Below are 7,192 nucleotides of genomic sequence, written 5' to 3'. Positions count from 1 at the left end.
CACCCCTAACTCAAAAATCGTTGGTAGCAGGTAACTGGGAGAATTATGGGAATAATCCGTTGAGTTCTCAGTTGAGAAAGGAACTGATACCAAAGTTGAGAGAGTATCTGGAGTCGAGGTTGCCAGAATATATGGTGCCATCAGGGTTGATGGTGTTGTCGCAACTGCCTCTGACTCCTAACGGTAAAGTAGACCGTAAGGCTTTGCCTGTGCCGGATATGGCAAGTAGTGTGTTAACGGAGTATGTAGCTCCTGAGACGGAAACAGAAAAGTTATTATCAGAGATTTGGAGAGAAGTATTGGGTATAGAAAAGGTGGGAATACATGATAACTTCTTTGAAGTAGGAGGAGATTCAATTATTAGTATTCAAATAGTTGCCCGTGCCCAAGAAGCAGGTATTCAACTGACAACAAAACAGCTATTCCAAAATCAAACCATCGCCGAACAAGCAGCGGTGGCAGGAGTGCTCACTAACGTTCAACATCAGCAGGGTATAGTGACAGGGGAAATACCATTGACTCCAATTCAGCATTGGTTCTTTGAACAAAACCTCCAACAGATGTACCATTTCAACCAATCTATGCTGTTATCAGTGTCACCCCAGATCGAACCAGATTTGCTATTCCAAGTAGTTGAAAAAATACTAGAACATCACGATGCCCTACGTTTGCGATACCATAAAACAAGTAATTATTGGCAGCAAATAAATTCTGGTCTCTCAGAAAGAATACCATTCCAAGTCGTAGACTTATCAAAATTCTCAGAAAATGAGCAACTAAGTCTGTTAGAGGAGACAGCAACAAGACAACAGGCCAGCTTAAACCTAACTGATGGTCCCATAATGGGAGTCGTGCTGTTTAACTTGGGCAACCAAACTGAAGCACGTTTACTGATAATCATTCATCACTTGGCAGTAGATGGTGTATCCTGGCGCATATTGCTAGAAGACCTATTTGAGGCATACAATCAATTGTCCAAGGGAGAAACCATAAAACTACCAAGAAAAACTACGGCATTTCAAGACTGGGCAGTTCGTTTAGTAGAGTATGGACAATCTCAAAAGTGCCAGAAAGAACTGGAATATTGGTTAGATCAGCCCTGGTCAGGGATAGTTTCCTTACCGATGGATTATCCAGAGGGACAAGCCAACAACACTATGGGCAATGCTGTGAATGTGACTGGGAGATTGAGTCAAGAGGAAACAAAGGCTTTACTACAGGAAGTCCCATCTGCTTACAACACTCAAATAAATGATGTATTGCTGACAGCCTTAGTCGTGAGTTTAGGAGACTGGATAGGAACAGAAACAGTGCTAATAGACTTAGAGGGGCACGGACGAGAAGAGTTATTTGCAGATGTAGATTTATCCCGGACAGTGGGGTGGTTTACAAGTATGTTCCCAGTCAAGCTACAACTGTCATCAGAAGATATTGGGGAGGCACTGAAGTCTATAAAAGAACAGTTGAGGCAGATTCCCGAACGTGGTATTGGCTACGGTATTCTGCGGTATTTAAGTCCTGATAAAAACATTCGTATTCAGTTGGCAGCATTGCCAAAGGCAGAAATAAGTTTCAACTACTTGGGTCAGTTTAATAGCAGTCAATTTCAAAAAGTGGGTTGGCAAACAACCAGGGATTCAACAGGGCCAAATCAAAGTATTCAAGGAAACCGTACCCATTTATTGGGTATTAATTCTTTAATTGCAGAAGGTCAGTTGCAAATTATCTGGACTTACAATAGTTGCATCCATAAAGATACGACGATTGCTAATCTGGCTGAGAAGTACATACAAACTTTGCGAAATTTGATTATTTATTGTCAGTCTCCAGAGGTAGGAGGGTATACTCCATCAGACTTTTCCACTGTTGAATTGACTCAGGAAGAAATAGAAAATATAATTACAGAAATTGGTGATTGATGAATATTAATACTGGAGCTCAACAATGATAAGATCACAAAAACATCAAAAAAGCAAAAATATTGAATCAATATATGCTCTTTCTCCCATGCAAGAGGGACTCTTGTTTCACACCCTTTATGCTCCTAATTCAGGAGTTTATATTGAACAAATTTTGCTAACATTTTCTGGCCAAATGAATGCAGAAATATTCAAACAGTCTTGGCAACAATTATTGCAGCGACATGGAGCTTTGCGAACCCTATTTCTTTGGGAGGGTCGTCAACAGCCTTTGCAGGTGGTCAAAAAACAGGTGGATTTGCCTTGGAGCTACCTTGATTGGAAAAATATCTCCCCAATGGAGCAACAACAAAAACTGGAAGCATTCTTGAAGAGAGACCGCAACCAAGGCTTTCAACTGAATAAAGCACCTCTGATGAGGTGTACATTAATTAGGCTAGCTAATCAAACTTATAAGTTTATCTGGACTTTTCACCATATTCTCATGGATGGTTGGTGCTTTCCTATAATTTTAAAGGAAGTTACGAGTTACTATCAATCTTCCAATCAAGGTCAGAGGTGCAATCTACTTCCTGTCCCTCCCTACAAAGATTATATTATCTGGCTACAACAGCAAGATTTGGAAGGAGCTGAAGGTTTTTGGCGAAAAACTTTGCAAGGTTTTACGACTCCCACCCCATTAGTTGTAGAGAAACGGCAACAGCAGGAATTACAACATTTACCATCTTACCAACACCAACAACTAACTTTAGGAGAGACAACAGCTAATGCTCTCCAATCTTTTGCTCGGCAGTATCGTCTCACTCCTAATGTTCTAGTGCAAGCAGCTTGGGCTTTGCTACTAAGTCGCTATAGTGACAACTCTGATGTACTCTTTGGAATAACAGTTTCTGGTCGTCCAGCCAGTTTGTCAGGAGTGGAAGAGATGGTGGGAATATTCCTTAATACTTTGCCACTAAGGGTGCAAGTTACTCCAAAAACACAGCTTATTCCTTGGCTAGAGCAGTTAAACCAAAAACAGTTGGAATTACAAGAATATTCCTACAGCTCTTTAACAAAGATTAAGCTGCTGAGTGAAATACCAGGAATATTACCTTTATTTGAAAGCATTTTAGTATTTGAGAACTATCCCTTTGAGGAATCTCTCTTGCAGATAATTCCAGATTTACAAATAGTAGGTTTAGATAGTTTTAGTCAAACTAACTATCCCCTGACCTTATTTGTAGGAGTAACGACTGAAGATTTCATACTCAAGATTAGCTATGATACCAGTCGTTTTGCAGCAGATACTATTGCTAGGATGTTGAGACATCTGCAAACTTTGCTAGAAGCAATGGTGGCAAACCCAAATATTGAGTTAGGACGACTACCTCTATTGACAAACGAAGAGCAACAGCAGTTGTTAGTAGAGTGGAACAATACCAAAACAGATTACCCAGGTGATAAATGTATCCATCAGTTATTTGAGGAGCAGGTAGAGAAAAACCCAGATGCAGTAGCAGTAGTATTTGAAGAGCAAAAGCTGACCTACTCCCAATTAAATAGCAAAGCTAATCAACTAGCCCATTATTTGCAAAAATTGGGAGTAGTTCCAGAAACCCTAGTGGGAATATGTGTAGAGCGTTCAGCAGAGATGGTAGTAGGTTTATTAGCCATACTTAAAGCTGGAGGAGCTTATGTGCCATTAGACCCCAACTATCCACAAGAACGTATCAGTTATATTTTGGCTGACTCTCAAGCATCTGTATTACTAACGACAGAAAAGTTAGTTAATAAATTAGTAGAAGAACATCAAGCTCAAGGAAACCCTTTGTTGAATAAGCAACAAGTAATTTACCTAGATGCTGACTGGGGAGAAATTTCTCAAGAAAATTACACAGATATTATGGAGAGTGGGGTAAGGCCAGATAACCAAGCCTATGTAATCTATACCTCAGGTTCCACAGGTAAACCCAAAGGGGTACAAATTAACCACCGTTCCCTGACAAATTTATTAAAGTCAATGAGTCAGATACCGGGTATCACAGACTCAGATGCACTTCTGGCAGTGACAACCATCTGTTTTGATATTGCAGCATTAGAACTATATCTGCCTCTAATAGTAGGAGCTGTGGTCGTCATAGTCACTAGAGAAGTAGCTAGTGACGGTAGGCAATTGTTGTCCGCCCTTGAAAATTCTGGTGCAACAGTAATGCAAGCAACTCCGGCTACCTGGCAAATGCTTCTGAGTACAGGATGGCAAGGAAATTATCAGAAATCTTCAAGCACACCACAAAAAAAATTCAAAGTTCTTTGTGGAGGAGAAGCATTACCAGAAAAACTAGCAAATCAGCTTCTACAGACACAAGCTGAAGTCTGGAATATGTATGGACCAACAGAAACCACTATCTGGTCATCAGCCAATAAATTAGAATCTTCAACCAACAGTGACAAAAACGGGAGTTATAAGCAAGTTAATGGGAAAAAACAGCCCATAAAGTCCATAGGTAAACCAATTTATAATACTCAAATGTACATCCTAGACTCCAACTTACAACCAGTGCCTGTGGGAGTAACGGGAGAATTATACATAGGAGGAGAAGGACTGGCACGGGGCTACTTGAATCAACCAAAGTTAACCAAAGAAAAATTCATACCCAACCCCTTTAGAGAGCAAGCAAATGCTCGAGTTTACAAAACAGGAGATTTAGCCAGATATTTGCCAGATGGTCAGATAGAATATCTAGGTAGAATAGACAATCAAGTAAAAATTCGCGGTTACCGGATTGAAACTCAGGAAATAGAAACAGTTCTAGATCAAAATGCCACAGTCAAAAAAACAGTGGTAGTAGCAAGAGAAGACAATCCAGGAGACAAACGATTAGTCGCATACATAGTACCCGAAACCGAAATTGCCGCCAGTTCAAACCCAGAACTATCAAATACTCAAATCAGTAGTTGGCAAGACATATTCAACCAACAAGTGGATACTAGGGATACTGAGATTGCTGATTCCTTATTCAACACATCAATTTGGCGCAGCAGTTATGATAAAGAACCGATACCAGAGCTACAAATGCGAGTCTGGGCAGAGAATATTGTGTCTCAAGTATTAGCTCATAAGCCCCAGAAGGTATGGGAAGTAGGCTGTGGCACGGGAATGCTGCTATTTCAAATCGCACCGTACACAGAAAAATATTTAGGCACAGATATTTCTAACGTCTCATTAGAATACATAAAGCAACAAATAGAACAGGAACCAGACAAATATAGTCATGTATCCTTAGCACAGAAACGAGCTGAAGAAATGGCTGATGTAGCTCCTAACAGTTTCGATGCCGTATTGCTGAGTTCCATAGTCCAGTATTTCCCGAGTGTGGAGTATCTGTTGCAAGTAATAGAAAACAGTATCCGGGTAGTCAAACCAGGAGGAATGATATTCTTAGGGGATATCCGCAGTTTACCATTAATGAGAGCCTTTCACAGTTCGGTGCAACTATATCAAGCAACTCCCTCACTGTCACGACAACAACTCAAAGCCAAGATAGACAGACAAATGGAGCAGGAGAAAGAGTTGTTATTGTCACCAGAGTTATTTCTAGCTCTTCAAGAAAAATATCCAGAAATAACTCATGTACAGATACGTTTACAGAGGGGAACAGAACACAATGAAATGACTAAATATCGCTATAGCGTACTGTTGCATATAGAAGCACAACCAGGAACAGTAATAACACCGACTGTAGAAAGTGGAGAGGCTCTAAGTGTTCAAGAGATAGAAACTTATCTGCGAGAGCAAGAGCCCGAATCAATATGCTTTAGTGGTTTAGTCAATAGCAGAGTAGCGAATGATGTAGAGTTGGTAGAGTTGCTATCACAGCCAGAGTCAAAACAGAATGTGCAGCAGTTAAGGCAAAAGTTAGAGTCAAAGGAAATCAAGAGTATCGACCCAGAGAGGTTATATAAACTAAGTGCTTCTTGTGGGTATAGCTTAGAGTTGTGTTGGTCTGGTCAGGGAAGTCCGGAATTGATGGATGGGGTATTTGTGCGCAGTGAGTTGGCCTCTGAAGGGATAGTGTTAACACCCCTAACTCAAAAATCGGTGGTAGCAGGTAACTGGGAGAATTATGGGAATAATCCCTTGAGTTCCCAGTTGAGAAAGGAACTGATACCGCAGCTAAGAGAGTATCTGGAGTCGAGGTTGCCAGAGTATATGGTGCCATCAGGGTTGATGGTGTTGTCGCAACTGCCTCTGACTCCTAACGGTAAGGTAGACCGTAAGGCTTTGCCTGTGCCGGATATGGCAAGTAGTGTGTTAACGGAGTATGTGGCTCCTCAGACAGAAACACAGAAGATATTAGCAGAGATTTGGCAAGAAGTGTTGGGTATAGAACAGATAGGTATACACGATAACTTCTTTGATTTGGGTGGTCATTCTTTGATGGCAACGAAGGTTGTGTCTCGGGTAAGACAGGGTTTTGGCAATGAACTGACTTTACAGGGTTTATTTGAGTCACCAACTATTGCTGGCATAGCTAAAAATATTGAAGTGGTGCGTCAGCTACCCCAAGATAAGACTACGTTAATTTCAGAAACAGAAGAATATGAGAGATTTGTGTTATGAAAACAGTTGATTTTATTTCTTACCTGCAAAATCTGGGTGTTAAACTTTGGATAGAGCAAGAGCAACTCGAATGTTATGCTCCCAAGGGAGCAATGACAGCAGAGCTAAAACAGAATCTAGTGGAGCGCAAGACAGAAATTTTAGAGTTTCTTCGAGAAGTACAAATAACTCAGAAATCTGTAGCTAGTTCCATTCAATCAGTTTCTAGGGAGCAAGTCATCCCATTGTCCTTTGCACAACAAAGGCTATGGTTTATAGAAAAATTGGGCTTGAGTAGCAATGCCTACAATATGCCATTGACCCTAAATCTAGTAGGTCAATTGGACTATGTAGCCCTACAAAAAAGTTTCAACGAAATCATGGCTCGCCATGAAACCCTGAGAACCACCTTCAGTGAAATTAACGGTACACCAGTACAAATAATTCAACCCCCCTTTGAACTAAAAGTACCCAGAATTGACCTAAGTGAGTTAACATCATCAGAAGCTACCACCAAACTACAACAACTACTCCAACAAGAAAATGAACTTTCATTCAATTTGGAAGTAGACCCCCCCATACGGGCTCAGTTGTTTCAACTAGGAACAACAGAACACATACTGCAAATTACATTACATCACATAGCAAGCGATGGCTGGTCACTTACAGTATTACCCAAAGAACTCTCGGC

The 7,192-nt window shown here is 40.7% G+C and carries 3 protein-coding genes; all 3 read left to right on the top strand.

Features of this window, described 5'->3' with window-relative positions; translation table 11 throughout:
• A partial coding sequence (locus F6K23_RS39555; protein ID WP_293166541.1) for a condensation domain-containing protein occupies window positions 1-1,919 on the top strand: 1,919 nt, incomplete at its 5' end.
• 25 nt (window positions 1,920-1,944) lie between these two features.
• The gene (locus F6K23_RS39550) at window positions 1,945-6,522 is read left to right on the top strand and encodes a non-ribosomal peptide synthetase (RefSeq protein WP_293166539.1); all 4,578 of its coding nucleotides are present in this window, start codon (window positions 1,945-1,947) and stop codon (window positions 6,520-6,522) included.
• The coding region (locus tag F6K23_RS39545) for a condensation domain-containing protein (protein WP_293166538.1) at window positions 6,519-7,192 on the top strand (674 nt) is incomplete at its 3' end. The genes F6K23_RS39550 and F6K23_RS39545, both read left to right, overlap by 4 nt.

This window comes from Okeania sp. SIO2C9, assembly GCF_010672455.1.
GTDB lineage: Bacteria > Cyanobacteriota > Cyanobacteriia > Cyanobacteriales > Microcoleaceae > Okeania.
This window is presented reverse-complemented; position numbering and strand designations above follow the sequence as displayed.

Bases quoted from the DNA above. Each gene is read 5' to 3' on its own strand.
- F6K23_RS39550 (WP_293166539.1), top strand. From the start codon at position 1,945: ATGATAAGATCACAAAAACATCAAAAAAGCAAAAATATTGAATCAATA.